The 16,195-nt window shown below is 66.9% G+C and carries 16 protein-coding genes; 2 read left to right on the top strand and 14 right to left on the bottom strand.

All coding sequences use genetic code 11. From position 1 onward, the window contains the following. Positions 1-73: 73 nt before the first annotated feature. The 7 genes from ASD34_RS01965 to yaaA all read right to left on the bottom strand — a co-directional run bounded on the left by ASD34_RS01965 (position 74) and on the right by yaaA (position 6,572). The gene (locus ASD34_RS01965; protein WP_056572254.1) at positions 74-961 is read right to left on the bottom strand and encodes a LysR family transcriptional regulator; all 888 of its coding nucleotides are present in this window, start codon (positions 959-961) and stop codon (positions 74-76) included. 13 nt (positions 962-974) lie between these two features. Then, positions 975-1,865, bottom strand: coding sequence for a LysR substrate-binding domain-containing protein (locus ASD34_RS01970; RefSeq protein ID WP_056572256.1), 891 nt, complete (start codon positions 1,863-1,865; stop codon positions 975-977). 79 nt (positions 1,866-1,944) lie between these two features. After that, entirely contained in the window at positions 1,945-2,850 is a 906-nt protein-coding gene (locus ASD34_RS01975) for an SDR family NAD(P)-dependent oxidoreductase (RefSeq protein ID WP_056572258.1), read from the bottom strand. A gap of 131 nt (positions 2,851-2,981) precedes the next feature. Continuing rightward, entirely contained in the window at positions 2,982-3,863 is an 882-nt protein-coding gene (queF, locus tag ASD34_RS01980; RefSeq protein ID WP_056572260.1) for an NADPH-dependent 7-cyano-7-deazaguanine reductase QueF, read from the bottom strand. Then, a complete protein-coding gene (locus ASD34_RS01985) occupies positions 3,860-4,759 on the bottom strand; it encodes an alpha/beta fold hydrolase (protein WP_056572262.1) in 900 nt (299 codons plus the stop codon). The genes queF and ASD34_RS01985 overlap by 4 nt, the downstream gene beginning before the upstream one ends. A 31-nt stretch (positions 4,760-4,790) precedes the next feature. Then, positions 4,791-5,633 carry a 2OG-Fe(II) oxygenase gene (locus ASD34_RS01990; RefSeq protein WP_056572264.1) on the bottom strand — a complete coding sequence of 281 codons (843 nt, stop codon included), beginning with the start codon at positions 5,631-5,633 and terminating at the stop codon, positions 4,791-4,793. A 153-nt stretch (positions 5,634-5,786) separates the two neighbouring features. After that, positions 5,787-6,572, bottom strand: coding sequence for a peroxide stress protein YaaA (gene yaaA, locus ASD34_RS01995; RefSeq protein WP_056572266.1), 786 nt, complete (start codon positions 6,570-6,572; stop codon positions 5,787-5,789). A gap of 105 nt (positions 6,573-6,677) precedes the next feature. Between yaaA and ASD34_RS02000 the strand changes: the two genes are divergently transcribed. Both ASD34_RS02000 and galU read left to right on the top strand, forming a co-directional pair. Further along, positions 6,678-9,548, top strand: a complete 2,871-nt coding sequence (locus tag ASD34_RS02000) for a valine--tRNA ligase (protein WP_056572269.1) — start codon at positions 6,678-6,680, stop codon at positions 9,546-9,548. Positions 9,549-9,650: 102 nt separating this feature from the next. Then, positions 9,651-10,544 carry a UTP--glucose-1-phosphate uridylyltransferase GalU gene (gene galU, locus ASD34_RS02005; RefSeq protein ID WP_056572270.1) on the top strand — a complete coding sequence of 298 codons (894 nt, stop codon included), beginning with the start codon at positions 9,651-9,653 and terminating at the stop codon, positions 10,542-10,544. Positions 10,545-10,612: 68 nt separating this feature from the next. On the opposite strand, the gene ASD34_RS02010 is transcribed toward galU, so the two are convergent. The 7 genes from ASD34_RS02010 to trbF form a co-directional block, all read right to left on the bottom strand. After that, entirely contained in the window at positions 10,613-10,840 is a 228-nt protein-coding gene (locus tag ASD34_RS02010) for a sulfurtransferase TusA family protein (protein WP_056572272.1), read from the bottom strand. Next, complete coding sequence (locus tag ASD34_RS02015) at positions 10,830-11,405, bottom strand: NUDIX domain-containing protein (protein WP_056572274.1); 576 nt, start codon at positions 11,403-11,405, stop codon at positions 10,830-10,832. Before ASD34_RS02015 ends, ASD34_RS02010 begins: the two co-directional genes overlap by 11 nt. Before the next feature lie 65 nt (positions 11,406-11,470). Continuing rightward, entirely contained in the window at positions 11,471-12,373 is a 903-nt protein-coding gene (cysM, locus tag ASD34_RS02020) for a cysteine synthase CysM (protein ID WP_056572276.1), read from the bottom strand. Between the two features lie 607 nt (positions 12,374-12,980). Beyond that, entirely contained in the window at positions 12,981-13,223 is a 243-nt protein-coding gene (locus ASD34_RS02025) for a DUF2274 domain-containing protein (RefSeq protein ID WP_016452507.1), read from the bottom strand. Further along, positions 13,220-14,482: a TrbI/VirB10 family protein gene (locus ASD34_RS02030; RefSeq protein ID WP_016452508.1), complete on the bottom strand. Its 1,263-nt coding sequence runs from the start codon at positions 14,480-14,482 to the stop codon at positions 13,220-13,222. Before ASD34_RS02030 ends, ASD34_RS02025 begins: the two co-directional genes overlap by 4 nt. Before the next feature lie 2 nt (positions 14,483-14,484). Further along, positions 14,485-15,477 carry a P-type conjugative transfer protein TrbG gene (gene trbG, locus ASD34_RS02035; protein ID WP_016452509.1) on the bottom strand — a complete coding sequence of 331 codons (993 nt, stop codon included), beginning with the start codon at positions 15,475-15,477 and terminating at the stop codon, positions 14,485-14,487. Next, positions 15,474-16,178 carry a conjugal transfer protein TrbF gene (trbF, locus tag ASD34_RS02040; RefSeq protein WP_016452510.1) on the bottom strand — a complete coding sequence of 235 codons (705 nt, stop codon included), beginning with the start codon at positions 16,176-16,178 and terminating at the stop codon, positions 15,474-15,476. The genes trbG and trbF overlap by 4 nt, the downstream gene beginning before the upstream one ends. Positions 16,179-16,195: the final 17 nt, after the last annotated feature.

Below are 16,195 nucleotides of genomic sequence, written 5' to 3' on the forward strand. Positions count from 1 at the left end.
CGGGAGAACAATTCGTTTTTGGCGAGTTCGAGCCTTCGCGCGACGCGAAGGCTCGTTGCCCGATGGCCTCAGCTCAGTCGGGACGGCCGAGGTGTTCGAGCACCGAGCGCGCGGCAGCCGTGAGCTCCTGCTGGCGGCGCACGCACAGCAGGTGGCGGCGCAGCGCCCAGGGCGCGTCGAGTTTGAGGCAGCGCAGCTTGAGAATCTGCAGCTGCGGCAGGATGGCCGCATAAGGCAGCACGCCGATGCCCACGCCCTGCTCCACCATGCGGCAGACCATGTCGAAGCTGCCCACCTGCATGCGCACCTTCAGCGGCACCTGGGCCTCCAGCGCGGCGGCGAGCAGCACGCGGTGCAGCGCCGTGCCTTCGCGCACCACGATATGGTCGTGGCGCAGCACCTCCTGCACATCGATGCGCTTGCGGCGCGCCAGCGGGTGGTCGCGCGCAACCACCACGGCCAGCTCGTCGGTGCGGTAGGGCAGGCATTCGAGGCCGTCGGCCGGCGTCTGGCCCTCGATCACGCCGATGTCGGCCAGGCCGGCCTGCACGGCCTTCACCACCTCGGTGCTGGCGCGCTCCTGCAGGTCGATCTTGAGCACCGGGTGCAGGCGCAGGAACGAGCCGATCTGCGCCGGCAAAAACTGCGCGATCGTCGACGCGTTGGCCGTGATGCTGACCACGCCCGCCACGCCGTTCTGGAAATCGTCGAGCTCGGCGCCCAGCCGGTCCATGGCCGAGAGCACGGCGCGCGCATGCAGCAGCAACCCATGGCCGGCCGAGGTGAGCGTGACGCCGCGCGCATGCCGCACCAGGAGCGGCAACCGGGCGCGCGCTTCGAGATCGGAGATGCGCTTGCTGGCAGCCGCCAGCGCGATGTGGCAGCGCTTGGCGCCTTCGCTGATGCTGCCGTGGTCCGACACGGCCACGAACAGGCGCAGCGATTTCAGGTCGGCGGACATGGCCCGTCGTGCCTCAGATCAAAACGAGGTGATCGAACAGCTCGCGCGCGGAGGCCGGCAGCTGCTCGCGGTTGCGCGCGATGAGCTTGAGCTCGCGCTCGGCCCATGCATCGCTCAACGGAACTGTGGCGATCCGCATCGCCATCGACAACCGCTGCGCCGACGACGACGGCAGCACGCCGACGCCCACGCCCGCTTCGATCATCAGGCAGATGGCCTCGAAGCTGCTGACCTGGATGCGCGGGTTGAAGCCGCGCCCCGCGAGTTCGGCGCGGCGCTGCAGAAAACGATGGATGGCGCTGCCGTGGTGCAGGCCCACGTGCTGCTCGTCGAGCGTGTCGACAAAGGCCACCGAGGGCGCGCCCGCAAGGTGGTGCGTGGCCGGCACGACGAGCACGAGGTGGTTGCGCCCGAACGGGCGCGCATCGAACTCGCCGGTGTGCACGTCGCCCGCGAGGATGCCGATGTCGGCCTCGCCGTCGGCCACGGCGCGCACGATTTCTTCGCTCAGGTATTCGCGCAGGTCGACCTGCACGGCCGGGTGCTGCGTGAGAAAGCCCGCAAGTTTTTGCGGCAGGTACTCGGTGATCGAGGTCGTGTTGGCGAACACGCGCACATGGCCCTTGATGCCCTTGCCGAAGTCCTGCATGTCGCAGCGCAGGTGCTCCATCTGCTGCATCACGCGCTTGGCGTGGTAGAGCACCGCCTGCCCCGCCGCCGTGAGGCTCACGCCCTGCGCGCTGCGGTGCAGCAGCTTGCCGCCCACGGCTTCTTCCATCTGCTTGATGCGGGTGGAGGCGGCAGCCAGCGAGATACAGGCCTTCTCTGCGCCGCGCGTGAGGCTGCGCGCGTCCGCCACGTAGACGAACAGTTTCAGGTCGAACAGGTCGAAATGCAGGTTCACCGGGCGGTCAGGGGCGAAGCGGAGGGAACGTGCATTGTCCGGCGAATGGCGCTGCGCACACGGCGCTCAGGGTTTGACCTCAGACGGGGTCCCAGCTGAACACGTCGGCCGAGCGGTCCAGCGGGAAGAAACTGGCGCGCATCGCGGGCATGGCGTGCTCGGCAATGCTCTCGGGCGTCCAGCCTTCCGAGCGGTGCACGGAGCGCACCGGGCGCGGCTGGCTGATGAGCGAGATCTCGTTGTTGCGCACCGAGAAGATCTGGCCGTTGACTGCCGCCGCCGCATCGCTCGCCAGGTACACCGCGAGCGGCGCCACCTTGGCGGGCGTCATCTGCTTGATCTTGTCGACGCGTGCGCGCTGCTCGTCGGTGTCGGTGGGAATGGCGCCGATCATGCGGCTCCAGGCGAAGGGCGCAATGCAGTTGGAGCGCACGTTGAACTTGCGCATGTCCAGCGCGATGGACTTCGACAGCGCCGCGATGCCGAGCTTGGCCGCCGCGTAGTTGGCCTGGCCGAAGTTGCCGATGAGGCCCGAGGTGGAAGTCATGTGCACCAGCGCGCCCGCATTCTGTTCCTTGAAGTGCGTCGCGGCCGCGCGGCTCACGAAGTAGGCGCCGTACAGGTGGACCTTGATCACCGCGTCCCACTCGTCGACGGACATCTTGTGGAAGAACCGGTCGCGCAGGATGCCCGCGTTGTTCACCACCGCGTCGATGCGCCCGAAGCTGTCGACCGCGCATTCCACGATGCGCCCCGCGCTCGCGGCCTCGGCCACGCTGTCGGTGTTGGGCACGGCCTGCCCACCCGCTGCACGAATCTCCTCGACCACCTGCTGCGCCGGCCCGGCACTGCCGCCCGCGCCGTCGAGCCCCGCACCGATGTCGTTGACCACCACCTTCGCGCCATGCCGCGCCATCGCGAGCGCGATGTCCCGCCCGATGCCGCCGCCCGCGCCGGTGACGACGATCACTTTGCCTTCAACCATGTGTCTTGCCTCTGCTTCGGATGTTCGTTCGCCCGCAGGGTGCGGGGGAATTTCAGAATGCCACAGGCAAGGCGGGCGCGGGTTTGCGGTTTCCGAAGAGGGGCTTCAGCGACGGCGCGAAGGCCGGCTGGCTACTGCCGCGCCGTGCGGATGTTCGCCGGCAGCGCCTGCGGCCAGCTGGTGCGCAACGGGTTGATGTCGAGCCCGCCGCGCCGCGTATAGCGCGCATACACCGCGAGTTTGGTCGGCTGGCACTGGCGCCAGATGTCCGTGAACATGCGCTCGGCGCAGGGTTCGTGGAACTCGTTGTGGTTGCGAAAGCTCACGATGTACGCCAGCAGGCCGGCCTGGTCGATGGGCGGGCCGCTGTAGCGGATCTGCACGCTGCCCCAGTCGGGCTGGCCGGTGACGAGGCAGTTGCTCTTGAGCAGCCGGCTGGTGAGGGTTTCGTTCACGTGCACCTGCGTCGTGTCGCTGCTCAGCAGCTCGGGCGCGGGCTGGTAATGCGTGCATTCGATGTCGAGGCGGTCGAGATCGAGGCCGTCGATTTCGTGCACGGGCTCTCGGTCGAACAGGTCGGGCGTGAGCAGCTTCACGCCGATGCCGGCCGACTGGTCGCTGCCGCGCCATGCGGCTTCGGCCAGGTCGGTGCGCAGGTGTTCGCGCACGGCATCGATGCTGGCGAAGGTGCTGTTGTTGAAGCTGTTGAGGTACAGCTTGAACGACTTGCTCTCGATGATGTTCGGCGTTTCACACGGAATGGTGAAGTGCGCAATGGCCACCTGCGGCTTGCCGCGCGGGTTCAGCCAGCTCAGCTCGAAGGCGGTCCAGAGGTCGGCGCCGAAGAAGGGCAAGGCGCCGGCCTGGATGCCCATGGCTTCGCGCTGCGTGGCGCGCGCGATGGGGAACAGCAGGCTCGGGTCGTATTTGTCGGCGTAGGCCGAGGCGCGGCCGAGCTGCGATTGCTCGGGGGTGTTGGGGTTGGGGGTCGGGTTGGCGGGGTCGTGGCTCATGGGGCGGTTCCGGCATCCGCCGCGTGTGCGAACGGAGCGATGTGGTTGGCGAGGATCGTGCAGACCTCGGGCGGCAGGTCGTGGCCCATGCCGGGAATGGCCACGAAGGTCGCGCCGGGGATGCGGCGGGCGCTGTCCTGTCCGCAAGCGATGGGCACGAGCGCGTCGGCGTCACCGTGCAGCACCAGCGTCGGGCGCTGGATGCGCGCCAGCACCTGCGGCCGGTCGTCGTCGGCGCCGATGGCGAGCATCTGGCGCATCAGGCCGGCCGGGTGGTAGGCGCGGCGCATGCTGAAGGTGAGGCGCGTGGCCAGTTGCTCGTCGGTCTGCGGGTAGGCCGGACTCTGGATGAGCCGCAGCAGCTTGATGCTGTGGGCGACCAGCGTGGCCTCGTCGTGGCTGCGCGGGCGCCGCATGAGCATGGCTCCGACCTCGCGGCGCGGGCCCGGCAGGCCGCGCGCGCCGCTGGAGCTCATGATGCTCACGAGGCTGGCGGTGCGCCCGGGCGCGGTGGCGGCGATGCGCTGCGCGATCATGCCGCCCATCGAGGCGCCGACGATGTGGGCCTTCTGGATGCCCAGCGCGTCGAGCACGCCGAGCGAATCGAGCGCCATGTCCTGCAGCGTGTAGGCACTGCGCACCTTCAGGCCGATCCGGTGGCGGACGGTTTCCCACACGAGGTTGCCGGTGCCGAGGTGGTCGAAGCCCTGGCTCAGGCCGATGTCGCGGTTGTCATGGCGCACCACGCGAAAGCCGGCGTCGACCAGCTGCTGCACGAAGCCGTCGGGCCAGGCGACCAGCTGCATGCCCAGCCCCATGATCAGCAGGATGACGGGGCGCCCTTCGCCGCCGGTGTCGTCGACTTCGATCTGCAGGCCGTTGGCGGTGACTTTCATCGATTCCTTGGTGTTGCTGCTTCTTCTGCTGCTACTTGAATTCGCGCTCGCGCAGCCACTTGGTGGCGACCCATTTCTCGCCGGCGAGCACCGGTGCGCCGCCGTGCAACGTGCGGGTGGCGGGGTCGGGCCGGTCGTAGCTGAAGAACACGCCGGTGCCGCGCACCGGGGCCACTTCGAGCCCGATGTCGGGGAAGGTGGTGGCGCCGCCCTGCTCAGGCTCCTGCAGGTACATCACGAGCGTGGCCACGCGCTGGCCACCGCGCTTGAGGATGGTGGGCGTGCCGGGCTCGTGCGGGTCGAAATAGTCGTAGTGCGGGCGGTACTGCGCGCCGGGCGCGTAGCGCAGGATCTGCAGGCCCTCGCCGTATTCGAGCGGCCAGCGCAGCAGCATGGCCAGGCGCTGCTCGAGGCGCGCGACGATCTCGTTCTCGCCGCGCTCGAAGAACATGCCGTCGCTGGTGCGGTCGACGTTGAGCACCTCGCCGCCGGTGCGGGTCTCGACGGTGAGCGAGCGGGCCAGCCGCACGCGCGCGGCGGCGATCAGGCCTTCGCATTCCTCGGCCGACAGCAGGTTGCCGAACACGACGACACGCGGATGCCGCACGGTCTGCAGCACCTGCACGCGGCGGTCGCCGGCCTCGATGTACAGCGGTGCGCCGTCCAGGTCGGGACCGGGCATCTCGGTGCGGGCCGGCGCCAGCGCCGTCTCGACATCGGGAAAACCGGCCTCCAGCTGGGCCAGCGCCAGGTCGGTGGCGGCATCCTGCCAGCCGGCGGCCCGCATCGACATGCGCAGCGCGGGCACCGAATGGCCGGCCGCGAGCTGGGCCACCAGCCACTCGCGCAATTCCGGACTGATCGCTTGGGACATGTCAGTGCTCCTCCACTCTGCAATGAGACCCGCAACACATGACTCCACGCAGCTCTTCGCCAGAAACACCGCGGAACCGGCTTTGCCGGGCCGCTGGTGTTGCCCCCTGGAAGGGGGTTGGCGAAGCGACACGAAGTGCGCGCAGCCTGGGGGTCATGCTAGCTTTCTTCTGAACACCAGCCTTTCGGCTGTCGACACATTGGCGTCGAAACCATAACCCTCGAGATCGAATTTTTCCAGCGCCTTGGGCGTGGCCGCCCGGTGCAGCACGGCCCAGCGCGCCAGCAGGCCGCGGGCGCGCTTGGCGAAGAAGCTCACGATCTTGTACCTGTCGCCCTTCCACTCCTGGAACACGCATTCGACCACGCGCGCCTTGAGCACTTTCTGGTCGACCGACTTGAAGTACTCCTGCGAGGCGACGTTGACGACGACCGGCGTGCGGTCGGCCGCCAGGCGCTCGTTCAGGTGCTCGGCGATGCGCGAGCCCCAGAAGGCGTACAGGTCCTTGCCGTGGCGGTTGGCCAGCGCGGTGCCCATTTCGAGCCGGTAGGGCTGCAGGCGGTCCAGCGGGCGCAGCAGGCCGTACAGGCCGCTCAGGATGCCCACGTGGTCCTGCGCCCAGGCGAGCTGGGCGGGCGTGAGGCTGCGGGCGTCGAAGCCGCCGTAGACGTCGCCGTCGAAGGCGAAGGCGGCCTGGCGGGCGTTCTTCTCGGTGCTCTTGGACGACCAGGCGGCGTAGCGGGCCACGTTGAGGGCCGAGAGCTTGTCCGACAGGTGCATCAGCTCGGCGATGTCCTGGGGCGACTTCTCGCGCAGCAGCTTGATGAGTTCGACCGAGGGGCCGCGCGGGGCTTCGAAATGGGGCTGGGTGGCGGGGGTTTCGGAGGGGACGGGGGTGTCGTAGTCGAGCGACTTCGCGGGGGAAAGCAGGAACAGCATCGGTCGATTATGTGGGGCTGGGGTTTCCCCGGGCCGCCCCGGTAAAATCCCGGGTCATCCCACCCTGTCACCAACGGCACCCGAGGGTGCCGTTTTGCATTCCCCATGAGCGAACCTACCTCCCAGCCCGGCCTCGAGAGCCTGTCCAAATCGTTCGAACCCGCCGCCATCGAGGCGCACTGGGGCCCGGAATGGGAGCAGCGCGGCTACGCCAAGGCGGGCTTTCGCGGCACGCAGCAGCCCAAGGAAGGCGCCGAGTCGTTCGCGATCCAGCTGCCGCCGCCCAACGTCACGGGCACGCTGCACATGGGCCATGCGTTCAACCAGACGATCATGGACAGCCTCACGCGCTACCACCGCATGAAGGGCGCCAACACGCTGTGGGTGCCGGGCACCGACCACGCGGGCATCGCCACCCAGATCGTGGTGGAGCGCCAGCTGCAGGAGCAGAAGGTCAGCCGCCACGACCTGGGCCGCAAGAACTTCGTGGCGCGCGTGTGGGAGTGGAAGGAAAAGTCGGGCAGCACCATCACCGAGCAGATGCGCCGCATGGGCGACACGGTCGACTGGAGCCGCGAGTACTTCACGATGGACGACGACCTCTCGAAGGTGGTCACGCACACCTTCGTGAAGCTGTATGAAGAAGGCCTGATCTACCGCGGCAAGCGCCTGGGCAACTGGGACCCGGTGCTCAAGACCTCGGTGAGCGACCTGGAAGTCGAGAGCGAAGAAGAAGACGGCTCGCTCTGGCACATCGCCTACCCGCTCGAAGACGGCAGCGGCACGCTCACGGTGGCCACCACCCGCCCCGAGACCATGCTCGGCGACACGGCCGTGATGGTCCACCCCGAAGACGAGCGCTACAAGCACCTGATCGGCCAGCGCGTGAAGCTGCCGCTGGTGGACCGGCTGATCCCGATCATTGCCGACGACTACGTCGACAAGGAATTCGGCACCGGCGTGGTCAAGGTCACGCCCGCGCACGACTACAACGACTACGCCGTCGGCCAACGCCACAAGCTCGAGGTGATCGGCATCCTGACGCTCGACGCGACCATCAACGACAACGCCCCCGAGAAGTACCGCGGCATGGACCGCTTCGTGGCGCGCAAGGCCATCGTGGCCGACCTCGAGGCGCTGGGCCTGCTGGTCGAAGTGAAGAAGCACCGCCTCATGGTGCCGCGCTGCGCGCGCTCGGGCGCCGTGGTCGAGCCCATGCTCACCGACCAGTGGTACGTGGCCATGACGCGCCCCGGCGCCGATGGCCAGTCGATCGCGCAGAAGGCCATCGACGTGGTGAAGTCGGGCGAAGTGCGCTTCGTGCCCGAGAACTGGGTCAACACCTACAACCACTGGATGGAGAACATCCAGGACTGGACGATTTCGCGCCAGCTCTGGTGGGGCCACCAGATTCCGGCCTGGTACGACGAAGACGGCACGGTGTACGTGGCCGAGACCGAAGCCGAGGCGCAGGCCAAGGCGCCGGGCAAGACGCTCACGCGCGACGAAGACGTGCTCGACACCTGGTACTCGTCGGCGCTGGTGCCCTTCTCATCGCTGGGCTGGCCCGAGAAGACGCAGGACCTGGCGCTGTACCTGCCCTCGACCGTGCTGGTGACGGGCTACGACATCATCTTCTTCTGGGTCGCCCGGATGATCATGATGACCAAGCACTTCATGGGCACTGTGCCGTTCAAGGACGTGTACATCCACGGCCTGGTGCGCGACGCCCAGGGCAAGAAGATGAGCAAGTCGGAAGGCAACGTGCTCGACCCGGTCGACCTGATCGACGGCATCGAGTTGCCCGCGCTGCTCGACAAGCGCACGCAGGGCCTGCGCAAGCCCGAGACGGCACCGGCGGTGCGCAAGAACACGCAGAAGGAATTCCCGGAGGGCATTCCGGCCTTCGGCGCCGATGCGCTGCGCTTCACTTTTGCCTCGCTGGCCTCGTTGGGCCGCAGCATCAACTTCGACTCGAAGCGCTGCGAGGGTTATCGCAACTTCTGCAACAAGCTGTGGAACGCCACGCGCTTCGTGCTGATGAACTGCGAAGGCCAGGACTGCGGCCTGCTGGAGCACACCAAGGAAGACTGCCAGGTCGGCGGCAAGGCCCACGGCTACCTGAAGTTCAGCCGCGCCGACTTCTGGATCGTCTCGCAGCTGCAGCGCGTCGAGGCCGAGGTGGCCAAGGGCTTCGAGGAATACCGCCTGGACAACGTGGCCAACGCCATCTACCAGTTCGCCTGGGACGAGTTCTGCGACTGGTACCTCGAAATTGCCAAGGTGCAGATCCAGACCGGCGACGACGCGCAAAAGCGCGCCACGCGCCGCACGCTGATCCGCGTGCTCGAGGCGCTGCTGCGCCTGGCGCACCCGATCATTCCATTCATCACCGAGGAGCTGTGGCAAAAGGTGTCGAAGGTCGCGGGCCGCGAAGGCGCGTCGATCATGATCGCGGCCTACCCACAGAGCCAGCCCGAGAAGATCGACGAAGCCGCAGAGGCCCACGTGGCGCGCCTGAAGGCGCTGGTCGACGCCTGCCGCACGCTGCGCGGCGAGATGAACGTGTCGCCCGCGACGCGCCTGCCACTGTACGCGGTGGCCGACGATGCCGAAGGCGCGGCCTTCCTGCGCGATGCGGCCCCGGTGCTGCAGGCGCTGGCCAAGCTCAAGGAAGTGAAGGTGTTCGACGACGAAGCCTCGTGGCAGGCCGCGGCCGAAGCCGCGCCCGTGGCGGTGGTGGGCACGACGCGCCTGTGCCTGCACATGGAGATCGACAAGGCAGCCGAGAAACTGCGCATCGGCAAGGAAATTGCACGCATCGAAGGCGAGATCGCCAAGGTGCACGGCAAGCTCGGCAACGAGGCCTTCGTGGCCAAGGCGCCGCCCGCCGTGATCGAGCAGGAGCGCACGCGCCTGGCCGATTTCACCGCCACGCTGGAGCGCCTGCGCGGCCAGCTTGTGCGCCTCGGCTGACAGACGGGGCCGGAAGTCGGGGCTTAGGATGCGGTTGTCGGCTTCGCGCCGCATCCTCTCCCAACCCTCGCCCTTCCTCCTTGACACGACACTGAACTACCCATGTCCATTTCTTCCTCGACGCGCATCCGCAAGGCCGTATTTCCCGTTGCAGGCTTCGGCACCCGCTTTCTGCCGGCCACCAAGGCACAGCCCAAAGAGATGCTGCCCGTGGTGGACAAGCCGCTGATCCAGTACGCCGTCGAAGAAGCCTATGCCGCGGGCATTCGCGACATGATTTTTGTGACCGGGCGCAACAAGCGCGCGATCGAAGACCACTACGACACCGCCTACGAACTCGAAAGCCAGCTCGAAGCCAGCGGCAAGCATGCGCTGCTCGAAATCGCCCGTTCGGTGTCGCCCGACGACATGACCTGCTCGTACGTGCGCCAGCCGCGCATGCTGGGCCTGGGCCACGCGGTGCTGTGCGCCGAGCATCTCGTGGGCGACGAGCCTTTCGCCGTGCTGCTGGCCGACGACCTGATGGTCGGTCCTGTCGATGGCCAGCCGGTGCTGGCGCAGATGACCGAAGCCTTCGCGCGCCTGGGCGGCTCGGTGCTCGCCGTGCAGGAAGTGCCGCTCGAACACGTCAAACGCTACGGCATCGTGGCCGGAGAGACCGTCGAAGACGGCCTTGTAAAGGTCAACCGCATGGTCGAGAAGCCCAAGCCCGAAGACGCGCCCTCGCGCCTGGGCGTGGCCGGCCGCTACATCCTCACGCCGGGCGTGTTCGACGAGATCCGCAACCAGCCCAAGGGTGCGGGCGGCGAGATCCAGCTGACCGACGGCATCGCGGCGCTGATGAAGAGGGAATCGGTCTACGCCTATTCGTACCAAGGCATCCGCTACGACTGCGGCAGCAAGGAAGGCTTCCTGCAGGCCTCGGTGGAATTGGCGTTGGCGCACCCCGAAGTGGGCGCGCAGTTCCGCGAGTACCTCAAGAGCCTGAAGCTCTGAGGGCGCTGCAAAGCAGCGAAAAAGACAAGGGGCCGCAGGGCCCCTTTTTCTTTTGTCGGTCGCTGGCGCTAGCGTCGCTTCAGCACATGGATGAAGTCGCTGCCCACGGTTTCCTGCGCCACCAGTTCGTTGCCGGTCTGGCGCGCAAAGGCCTGGAAGTCGCGCACCGAGCCCGGGTCGGTGGACACCACCTTCAGCAGCTGGCCGCTCGCCATGTCGTTGAGCGATTTCTTCGCCTTCAGGATCGGCAGCGGGCAGTTGAGGCCGCGCGTGTCGATTTCGCGGTCAACTTGCATTGCCAGGCTCCGGCGGCAGGTTCAGGCCGCGGCGACGCTCTTCGTTTTCCGCCGCAGTGAAGAACACCGGCTCGTGGCCGCGCGTGCGCAGCCAGTCGGCCAGCGCGTAGCCGGTGCCGGCGGGCCAGCACCGCAGGTCGGGCAGGTCGTAGAGGCGGTAGTCCACCAGCTCGGGCGAAAGCTTCACCTCGCCGTCGGCCACCACGTGGTACGCGATGATGATCTGGTTCATGCGCTGGAAATCGTAGGCCCCGACGAGCTTGGCGGCGCTCACGTCGAGGTTGGTTTCTTCCTTGACCTCGCGCGCGATGCCCTCCTCGGGCGTCTCGCCGGCCTCCATGAAGCCGGTGATGAGCGCAAACATCTTGCCCGGCCAGGCCGCATTGCGCGCCAGCAGCACCTGTCCCCGGTACTCGACGATGGCCGCGAGCACGGGCGTGGGGTTGTTCCAGTGCGTGTGACCGCAGTTGGGGCATCGCAGGCGTTCCTTGGGACCGCCGTCTTCCATCAACGCGATCCATTCGAGCGGGGTGGCGCAGGCCTGGCAGAACTTGGGGTGGGGCATGGGAAGTCTCTGTTCTTTTTCTCGGGCGTACGGCGCCCGGTGGGCGCCGCCGCGGTGTGAAGGGATCAGGCGGGGAAAACGCCCGTCGACAGGTAGCGATCGCCGCGGTCGCAGACCACGAAGACGATGGTGGCGTTCTCGACCTTCTTCGACACCTCGATGGCCGCCCACAGCGCGCCGGCCGCCGAGATGCCGCCGAAGATGCCCTCTTCGCGCGCCAGGCGCCGGCACATTTCCTCGGCGTCGTCCTGGCTCACGCTGATTTCTTCGTCGACGCGGCTCGGGTCGTAGATCTTCGGCAGGTATTCAGTGGGCCACTTGCGGATGCCGGGAATGCGCGAGCCTTCCGCCGGCTGCGCGCCGACGATGCGCACCGCGGGGTTCTTTTCCTTCAGGTAGCGCGAGACGCCGGTGATGGTGCCCGTGGTGCCCATGGCGCTCACGAAGTGCGTGATCTTGCCGTGCGTGTCGGTCCAGATCTCGGGGCCGGTGGTCTCGTAGTGGATGCGCGGGTTGTCGGGGTTGGCGAACTGGTCGAGCACGCGGCCCTTACCCTGGCCGACCATCTGCTCGGCGAGGTCGCGCGCGTATTCCATGCCGCCGCTCTTGGGCGTGAGCACGAGTTCGGCGCCGAAGGCCTTCATGGTCTGGGCGCGTTCCACCGAGAGGTCCTCCGGCATGATCAGCACCATGCGGTAGCCCTTGATGGCCGCGGCCATCGCCAGCGCGATGCCGGTGTTGCCCGAGGTGGCCTCGATGAGCGTGTCGCCCGGCTTGATTTCACCGCGTTCCTCGGCCCGCTTGATCATCGACAGCGCCGGCCGGTCCTTGACCGAACCCGCCGGGTTGTTGCCTTCGAGCTTGCCCAGGATCACGTTGCCGCGCTTGGCGTTTTCCGCGGCATGGATGCGTTGCAGGGCAACCAGGGGGGTCTTGCCGATGGCGTCTTCGATCGTCGGATAATTCATGCCAGCCACTGTGCCATAATTTTGGGCTTCCTTCCGGATGTGCCCGGGTGGTGAAATTGGTAGACGCAGGGGACTCAAAAATAGGGACTTCTACGTAGTTCTTGCTTGAGGTCACTGCCTGCCAAGCCGCATGGGACAAGGGATTGAGTGATAAATCGCCTCTTGATCGAGATGCCTGCATTTCGAGCCAGGAGTCAGCTAGGAGCCAGGACGATGCAAGCTGGCTCCCAGTGAGGAGTAGATAGTTGAAGTAGCATCGTGCGTCATGCCCGAGTGGTGAAATTGGTAGACGCAGGGGACTCAGACCAAATTTGAGCCCTCCGGGGGAAACCCCAGAGGTGAAGCCCGTCAAACTCGGCGAAGGCCCTGGACGCAAGTCCGAGCTAATACCGAGCCAAGCCCTGGAGCCGAAAGGCTCCTCGGAAGGTGTAGAGAGCAGACGGCGGGCACCTACGGCCGAAAGGCTATGGTGAAGGCGTGCTCCAGCCCACGAACGCCGTTTCTTCGGAGACGGCGGCGGCGAAAGCCGAAGTGGGAAGAAAATCCCCCGCCGCAAGGCGTGCCGGTTCGATTCCGGCCTCGGGCACCAATTCAAGAGCCGCCTCTGTCAAGCAGAGGCGGCTTTTTCGTTCTTGGTCTGCGTGCGCTTGAATCCTCGATCCCCCGCCATGAAGGTTTCCAGCATGTACGGGATCAGCATCGTGGCATCGACCGCCTCCCCATACGCCTGCGCGTACAGCGCGGCATAGCGGTCAAGGTCGGCTTTCAGGCTGACCGAGCACGCAAAGGTTAGCTTCGTGGACTCCAGCTTGGGCAGCGGCCCCAGCCGCAATTTCTTCGTCGTGCTCATCGCATCGCCCCCCGCTGGAAGAACATCGGCTGGTACGGTCGCAACACCAGATCGCGGTTGACGATGATCCGCACCGGCAGGCCCGGCCGCTCCGTCAAGGTCGGCTGAATGTTCATGTTGCGCCGGGTCATCTCCTGGCCGACCTGATTGATGCTGTCCTGCGCGCTGTCGCGCCCGGCAATCACGATGCGGTTGCCGTTCTGCCGGTTCTCCGGCGCGGCCAGCTCCGCGCCCACGCCCAGCAGTGTCGTCAGCGCCGCACCGGCAAAGACGCGATCCCAGTGCCAATCGACGCCATCCTCCAGGCCGGAGTAGCCGGCCGGGTCGGCGCCCGCGAGGTTGTCGAGCTTCAGCGAAGACGTATCCGGCAAGATAATGCGGTTCCACACCACCTGCACGCGGCTCTGCCCATAGCTCATCTGGCTGTTGTACTTGCCCATGAGGCGCGAGCCCTGAGGGATCAACAGAAACTTGCCCGTGGCCGAGTCGTAGACCGGCTCCGTCACCGTGCCAATCACGTCGCCCGGCAGGTCCGACTTGATGCCTGTCACCAGCGCCCCGGCGATCACCGTCCCGGCCATCATCTGGTACGGCGAGGCTGGCATTTGCAGATTGCCAGAATTGCGGGTTTCCGTAGAACCGCCTTTCAGGAAAGCCTCTTTCTGGTCTTGCCGGTTCTGCACGGCGGTCGGGTCGGCAGGCTGGGCAGCCGTCGAGGCCGGCCCAGCGGCCAGCGGGTCGAAGCCCGCCAAGGTCGATGCCGGGCCAGCCGCTTGCGCAGTCGCTGGCGCTGCGGTCTTGCCGGGCGTACCAGAATGGAAGAACACCGAGGAAGCCGCTGCCGCTTCGGCTTCCTTGCGCCGAGCGTCCTCCGGGTCGTGGCCCGGTGGCGCATACGTGGGTGTCACCGGCTGCTGCGCCTTCACGATGGCAGGGCCGAGATCGCCCGGCAGCGGCGGCCCCAGCTCCGGCACCTTCCGCAGCTTGGAGTAATCCGAAGGCAGGCCATCCAGCCCCTCGGACTTCGAGACGCGATCCACGTTGTAAAGCTCGGTCTGCTCGCCTGCGCCGCGCCGATGTGGCTGCAATGACCAGATCGTGGCCCCTAGCACGGCGACCGACAGGCCGCCCGTGAGCATGGCCAAGGTGCGCCGATTCAGGCGTGTGACCGGGCGCGGCTGGGCGCGCAGCGCCACCGCCTCGGGCGCGACCTTGCCCGCCTGTGGCGTGCCAAGATCGCGAGTGTCGTCCTGGCTCATGGTCAGTTCCTCCGCGTGCCACCGGAAACGCCATCGGTGCGCTCGATCCGCACCACATCGCCCTTGTCTCCGCCCAGGCGCAGTTCGGCCGCACCGAACAGGCGATCCACGATGTAATACGGCGACCGAAAACGGTAGTTCACCAACTGCCCGTCGCCCTGCGCGCCGATGACGAACAGCGGCGGCAGCTCGCCCTGCGCGATGCCCGGCGGGAACTGGATGTAGACCTTCCCGCCGTCATCGAAGGCGCGCAGCGGCTTCCACGGCGGATTGCTGCCGCTGACCGCGTAGCGGAAGCGGATCTTCTCCAGCGACAGGCCGCTATCGACCGGCGCGACGGCGCTGGCCGCTTGCGCCTGGCGCTGCAGGGCCAGCATCTTGTCCTTCGGGTACTCCCAGGACAACGACGCCATCCACGTCTTCTCGGTCGAAGTCAGCTCCAGCAGGTAGGTGCGCCGGCTGGTGGTGATGACTAGGTTGGTCTTCAACCCCGAGCGGATCGGTTTGACCATCACATTGACGCGCAGCGCATCGCCGCTGCCGCTCGACGTGTCCCCGACGATCCAGCGAACCGTGTCGCCAGCAGCCACCGTCACCAGCTCCTCACCAGGCTGGAGCGCGATCACCGTCACGCGGCCCACGGCCGCATAGACCTGATACAGCGCGCCATCTGTGAAGGGCCACACTTGAATCGCGTTGACGTAGCCCTCGCGCGTGGGCGCAATACGCGCCTCGGCGTTGGCGCGAGACACGCGCACGGTTTCATCGGCGGGTTCTGCGACGGACTTGGCATCCGGCACAGGTTTCATCTGCGCTGGCATCGGCAGCACCTGCGGCACAGCCACTACCTCCACAGGCGTAGGCGGCTCCGGCAGCGGCTGGGCCTGCACCGGCTCATCGAGCGAGATGGACGGCGGCGGCTTGCCCTGCGTAGCGCAGCCCGTGAGGGCAAGCAGCATGATCGGCAAGGCGGATTTACGGAAAAGATCATTCATGGTTTTGCTCCTTCGTTCGCTTCCAGTTCGCGGCTCCACGACAGCCCGTTGGCGTAGATGCCCAGGGGGTTTTTGCGCACGCGCTGCTCGGTGCGCGGCGTCTGCTGCACGATGGACACCACGGCGTTCCAGCGTTCGGTGCGATCCAGCGCGCCGTTGACGAAGCGCGTCTCCGTCCAGCGCACGTTGAACGACGTGTCGCTGGCGCGGGTCACGCTGCTGATCTGCACCGTCACCGACTCCTTGCCGATACGCGCGAACGGATCGTTCACGCGGGCGTACTCGTTGAGCACCACGGCGCCTTTGTCGGTCGTGTAGTCATAGGCATCGAGCCAGTTCTGCCGCACCACGATGGGGTCGATGGACAGCGAGCGCACCAGACCGATGAAGCGGCCGAGGTGGTAAGCAATCTGCGCATCGCTGGGCCGGTACGGCGTGGCCGCTTCGCCGACAGCGCGCACCTGACCCGAGTTGTCCACCTCGATGACGTAGGGGGTGACGATGGACTGCGCGGAACGCCAGACCAGGCCACCGGCCATCAGTACGGCCAAAGTGAGGCAGCCGAAGGCCATGAACCGCCAGTTCTTCGCCTGTACGCGGGCCGAGCCGATGCGCTCGTCCCAGGCCTGGGCGGCGGATTGGTACGGGGTAGCAGGCTGCGGTGTGTTGGCATAGCGCACCTGCGGTCTTTTGAATCGCATGGGAGTTCTCCTTCAAG

The organism is Variovorax sp. Root473 (assembly GCF_001426505.1).
Lineage (GTDB): Bacteria > Pseudomonadota > Gammaproteobacteria > Burkholderiales > Burkholderiaceae_C > Variovorax.

Coding starts and splice junctions, on each gene's coding strand:
- ASD34_RS02030 (WP_016452508.1), bottom strand. CDS start 14,482: ATGAGCCAGGACGACACTCGCGATCTTGGCACGCCACAGGCGGGCAAG.
- ASD34_RS01975 (WP_056572258.1), bottom strand. CDS start 2,850: ATGGTTGAAGGCAAAGTGATCGTCGTCACCGGCGCGGGCGGCGGCATC.
- ASD34_RS02000 (WP_056572269.1), top strand. CDS start 6,678: ATGAGCGAACCTACCTCCCAGCCCGGCCTCGAGAGCCTGTCCAAATCG.
- ASD34_RS02015 (WP_056572274.1), bottom strand. CDS start 11,405: ATGCCCCACCCCAAGTTCTGCCAGGCCTGCGCCACCCCGCTCGAATGG.
- trbF (WP_016452510.1), bottom strand. CDS start 16,178: ATGCGATTCAAAAGACCGCAGGTGCGCTATGCCAACACACCGCAGCCT.
- ASD34_RS02010 (WP_056572272.1), bottom strand. CDS start 10,840: ATGCAAGTTGACCGCGAAATCGACACGCGCGGCCTCAACTGCCCGCTG.
- ASD34_RS02025 (WP_016452507.1), bottom strand. CDS start 13,223: ATGAGCACGACGAAGAAATTGCGGCTGGGGCCGCTGCCCAAGCTGGAG.
- ASD34_RS01965 (WP_056572254.1), bottom strand. CDS start 961: ATGTCCGCCGACCTGAAATCGCTGCGCCTGTTCGTGGCCGTGTCGGAC.
- cysM (WP_056572276.1), bottom strand. CDS start 12,373: ATGAATTATCCGACGATCGAAGACGCCATCGGCAAGACCCCCCTGGTT.
- trbG (WP_016452509.1), bottom strand. CDS start 15,477: ATGAATGATCTTTTCCGTAAATCCGCCTTGCCGATCATGCTGCTTGCC.
- ASD34_RS01985 (WP_056572262.1), bottom strand. CDS start 4,759: ATGAAAGTCACCGCCAACGGCCTGCAGATCGAAGTCGACGACACCGGC.
- galU (WP_056572270.1), top strand. CDS start 9,651: ATGTCCATTTCTTCCTCGACGCGCATCCGCAAGGCCGTATTTCCCGTT.
- ASD34_RS01990 (WP_056572264.1), bottom strand. CDS start 5,633: ATGTCCCAAGCGATCAGTCCGGAATTGCGCGAGTGGCTGGTGGCCCAG.
- queF (WP_056572260.1), bottom strand. CDS start 3,863: ATGAGCCACGACCCCGCCAACCCGACCCCCAACCCCAACACCCCCGAG.
- yaaA (WP_056572266.1), bottom strand. CDS start 6,572: ATGCTGTTCCTGCTTTCCCCCGCGAAGTCGCTCGACTACGACACCCCC.